The sequence below is a fragment of the Halobiforma nitratireducens JCM 10879 genome (assembly GCF_000337895.1).
Classification (GTDB): Archaea; Halobacteriota; Halobacteria; order Halobacteriales; family Natrialbaceae; genus Natronobacterium; species Natronobacterium nitratireducens.
In genome coordinates this window covers 1-3,023 of the sequence record NZ_AOMA01000129.1, presented here as the reverse complement: position 1 = coordinate 3,023, position 3,023 = coordinate 1, and the positions used below count along the sequence as shown (strand labels likewise).

General features: G+C 66.8%; 4 protein-coding genes and 1 pseudogene. 3 read left to right on the top strand and 2 right to left on the bottom strand.

Features of this window, described 5'->3' with window-relative positions; genetic code table 11:
• Positions 1-219: 219 nt before the first annotated feature.
• The 3 genes from C446_RS13075 (at position 220) to C446_RS13065 (ending at position 1,788) form a co-directional block, all read left to right on the top strand.
• Complete coding sequence (locus C446_RS13075; protein WP_049920225.1) at positions 220-531, top strand: glutaredoxin family protein; 312 nt, start codon at positions 220-222, stop codon at positions 529-531.
• Complete coding sequence (locus tag C446_RS13070; RefSeq protein WP_006673591.1) at positions 531-1,124, top strand: redoxin domain-containing protein; 594 nt, start codon at positions 531-533, stop codon at positions 1,122-1,124. The genes C446_RS13075 and C446_RS13070 overlap by 1 nt, the downstream gene beginning before the upstream one ends.
• Before the next feature lie 76 nt (positions 1,125-1,200).
• Positions 1,201-1,788: an L-threonylcarbamoyladenylate synthase gene (locus tag C446_RS13065; protein WP_006673590.1), complete on the top strand. Its 588-nt coding sequence runs from the start codon at positions 1,201-1,203 to the stop codon at positions 1,786-1,788.
• Here the strand turns inward: C446_RS13065 and C446_RS13060 are convergent.
• Together C446_RS13060 and C446_RS13055 are read right to left on the bottom strand one after the other, a co-directional pair.
• A complete protein-coding gene (locus tag C446_RS13060; protein WP_049920224.1) occupies positions 1,785-2,477 on the bottom strand; it encodes a CRISPR-associated protein Cas4 in 693 nt (230 codons plus the stop codon). The genes C446_RS13065 and C446_RS13060 overlap by 4 nt on opposite strands.
• 161 nt (positions 2,478-2,638) lie before the next feature.
• Positions 2,639-3,023 (bottom strand): annotated as a pseudogene (locus C446_RS13055) (conditioned medium-induced protein 4); the annotation flags it as partial.

Here is a 3,023-nt window from a genome sequence, read left to right as displayed (position 1 = left end):
CGACCGCGAGCGCGCCGAGCAGCGCCACCGTCGACTGTTCGACCTCGAGGCCCACGACCGGCACCTCGTAGGCGGCGAGCACGACAGTCGCGAGCTCGAAGGGGAGAGAGAACGCCATCGATGTTGGTCCTTGTCGGCCGACTGATTAACAGTTTACCCTTTTCGGCCTCCGTGGCCGCCGACGACACGTTTACCCGGCCGTTTCCCGAACAGGCGAGTATGAGCACGCGCAACGACCGTCACGATTCCGAGCCCGGTCGAACGCACGACGACCCGCCGATCACGTTCTACCGATTGCAGGGCTGTCCCTACTGTGAACGAGTCACTCGGCTGTTACAGGAATACGACCTCGAGTACCGGTCGCGGTTCGTCGAACCGATGCACTCGGACCGAAACGTCGTCAAACGCGTCGCTGGCGTCCGGACGGTACCGGTAATCGTCGACGATGCCACCGGGGTGACGATGGCCGAGAGCGCGAACATCGTCGGTTACCTCGAGTCGACCTACGGTGACGACGGAGGTGAGGCCTGATGCCCGACTTCGAGGTCGTCACGCTCGAGCCCGCAGAGCACGTCGAACCGGGCGAAGAGGCACCGACGTTCACTCGACCGCTGGTCACCGACGAGTTCTGGGAGGACCGGTCGCTGTCGGCTCTCGTCGGCCGAGACGAGAGCGAGGGTGAACGCGAGAGCGAAGGCGAGAGTCAGAATCGTACCATCCTCGTGTTCACTCCGATGACCGGCTCCTTCCTCGCGACGTACCTCTGGGACGAACTCGCCGAGCGTGGCTGGGACGAAGCCGACGCCACCGTCGTCGGAATCACCACCGGGAACCCCTACAGCGTCAAGCGGTTCATCGATGACAACGGCTACCCGTTTGCCCTCTTTGCGGACCCGGCGACCGACGTCGCCGAGGCGTACGGTTTCGTCCACGATCTGGACGGCATGGCTGGCGTGACCGAACCGCGACCCGCGTTCGTCGCGATCGACGCCGACCGGACCGTCGAAGCCGTCTGGGTCGCCCAGGAGTGGCCCGAGTTTCCCGACTACGACGACCTCGAGGTGACACTCGGGATCGATCTCGACCCCGACCCCGACCCCGACCCCGACCCGGACCTCGAGTGACCGACGCCGAGTCACCGTCGACCGTTCGATCCGTGACGACAGCTTTTTGCCCGTAATCGGCCGAGTACGAACCCGAATGACCGAACTCGACCGCGCGGCGGACGCCATCGACTCCGGGGAGCTGGTCGTCTATCCCACCGAGACCGTCTACGGGCTCGCGGCCGACGCGCTCGAGGCTGCGGCCGTCCAACGAGTCTTCGAGGCGAAAGGCCGGGACCGATCGAAACCGATCTCCTTTGCCGTCCCCTCCGTTCCGTCGGCGCTGCAACACGTCCGCGCTAGCGAACGCGAGCGACGGTTCATGGCGACGTTTCTGCCCGGCCCCGTGACGGTTCTCTGTCGTCGCGACGACGACGTGCCGGACGTTCTTACCGCGGGCGAGGACCGTGTCGGCGTCCGTGTGCCGGATCACGACCTCGCACTGGCTCTTTGTGAACGAACCGGGACGCCGATCACTGCGACGAGCGCGAACGTCAGCGGCCGCGAGAGCGTGCGGACGCCCGACGACCTCGATCCCGAGGTTCGGGAGGCAGCCGCGGTCGTGCTCGAGGGTGGCCGAACCGAGGGCACCGAGAGCACCGTCGTCGACGTCTCGACGGAGACGATCCACCGGCGGGGTGCGATGGCCGACGAGATCGAGGCCTGGCTCGCCGACGACGGTTAGAGCCCGAGCAACGAGCGCAACGACCGCGTCCGGACGCCACACTCGGCGGCGAACTCACAGGAGCCACACTTCGACTCGTTGTCGATCCGTGGCGGCGGCCCGTCGAGTTCGCGGACCGTCCGTAACGCACGCCGGTATCGTGCTTTTCGTCGCGTCGTCAACTCGAGCGAGCGGATCTCGCCGTAGGCAGGGTATTCGAGCCAGGCCCGATCGACGGCCGTCTCGTGCTCCCAGGCAAGTGCCTTCGCCGCGGCGACGGCGTGGACCGACTGCGAGGTCCAGACGCCCTGATCGGGCGGTTCGCCCGCGGAGACGAGAACGGGCTCGAGCGGGTCTCCGAGCACTTTGTGGACGACACCGTGGCAGTCACGGCCGGTCACGAGCCGATCGCGGGCGTCGGGGTCGCGGAGGCGTCCCCAGTGGCCGGCCGACTCGAGCCAGTCACGGGTCGTGCCGAGACGGGCGCGGTACACCGCCGGTGGGGGTTCGACTGGCTCGTCGGCGAGTGTGGCTACCGGCGCTTCGAGGAGCGACTCGTACCGGCGCTCGAGTTCCCGCACCGCCTCGACCCGAGCCGGCGGGGTCGGATCGTACTCGTCGTTCTCCTGGCGACATCGCCGGTAGTAGTACTTTCGCGGACAGAACGCTGCGGTTCGGAGATCGCTGAACGCGACGGACGCCTCGGTCACGCCCCGGTTGGTCACCCGATCGTACAAAAACCCGCGTTCGTCGGAGGCGACGGGCTGGACTGTCCAGGTGGGACCAAACGCGTGTCCGGTTCCACCGTTCGATCGCACTCGAGACGGCGTCGAGGCGCGATCGGGTGGGAACTGACTGGCGTCCAGTAGTGTCAGAAGTCGACGTCGGTCTCCATCCCTTCGGTCGCGTCCTCGAGGCCGTCCTCTCGAACGTCGCTCGTCATCTGCTCGGACAGTCCCGCGTCCGCGAGGATGCTGTCGAACTCGTCGCGGTAGCGGTCGTTCGCCGTACGGGATTCGTCTTCGGCTTCCGCGACGCGGCGATAGCGACTGACCGACTCCTCGTCGATATCGTACTCCGTGGCCAGCGTCGCGTCGTCTTCCTCGCGGTCACGAATCGCCGCGAGGTCGACCTCGTCGGCATCGTCGTCGGCGATCAGGTGCAGCGACATGCGTGCCTCGAAGACCTCCGCGGCGTCGACGCCGAGTTTCTCGGCGATCTCCTCGTCGCCTTCGTCGTCGTAGAACCCTCGCGCT

What these genes read in the sequence shown, in the direction of transcription:
- C446_RS13075 (WP_049920225.1), top strand. Translation starts at nt 220, where the DNA reads ATGAGCACGCGCAACGACCGTCACGATTCCGAGCCCGGTCGAACGCAC.
- C446_RS13070 (WP_006673591.1), top strand. Translation starts at nt 531, where the DNA reads ATGCCCGACTTCGAGGTCGTCACGCTCGAGCCCGCAGAGCACGTCGAA.
- C446_RS13065 (WP_006673590.1), top strand. Translation starts at nt 1,201, where the DNA reads ATGACCGAACTCGACCGCGCGGCGGACGCCATCGACTCCGGGGAGCTG.